The organism is Streptomyces sp. TRM64462 (genome assembly GCF_013362995.1).
Taxonomy (GTDB): Bacteria; Actinomycetota; Actinomycetes; order Streptomycetales; family Streptomycetaceae; genus Streptomyces.
The window spans coordinates 1-418 of sequence record NZ_JABWDV010000048.1; the positions used below are offsets into that span (position 1 = coordinate 1).

Here is a 418-nt window from a genome sequence, read left to right on the forward strand (position 1 = left end):
TCTGGTCCCGCGGCATCGGCACCACCGGCCTGCCGCTGCGCGCCGCGCACGCCGCCCAGTCCCTGGGCTTCCTGCCGCCGCCCGGCGCCGTCCCGCACGGCATCCCCGTGACGCTGCTCGCCTCCGGGCCGTGGCTGCGGCTGCGTACGCCCTTCGGCTCGATCGCCGTACGGAGCGCGGGCACCGGCCTCGGCGACCTGGGCGTCACACCGCTCCGCCACCCCTGACGCACACCCCGTCCGCTCCGCACCGGGTCCGCGCCCGCTCGGCACCGGGTCCGCGCCGGTCCGCACCGGGTCCGCACCGGGTCCGCGCCTGTTCGGCACCGGGTTCGCGCCTGTTCGGCACCGGGGCCGCCCCGGTCCACCCCGGGGCCGCGCCGGTTCGCGCCGGGTTCGCGCCGCTCCGCACCGGGGCC

The 418-nt window shown here is 80.6% G+C and carries 1 pseudogene; it reads left to right on the top strand.

What is annotated here, in order from left to right:
• A pseudogene (locus HTZ82_RS02280) lies at positions 1-227 on the top strand (hypothetical protein); the annotation flags it as partial.
• Between the last annotated feature and the right edge of the window lie 191 nt (positions 228-418).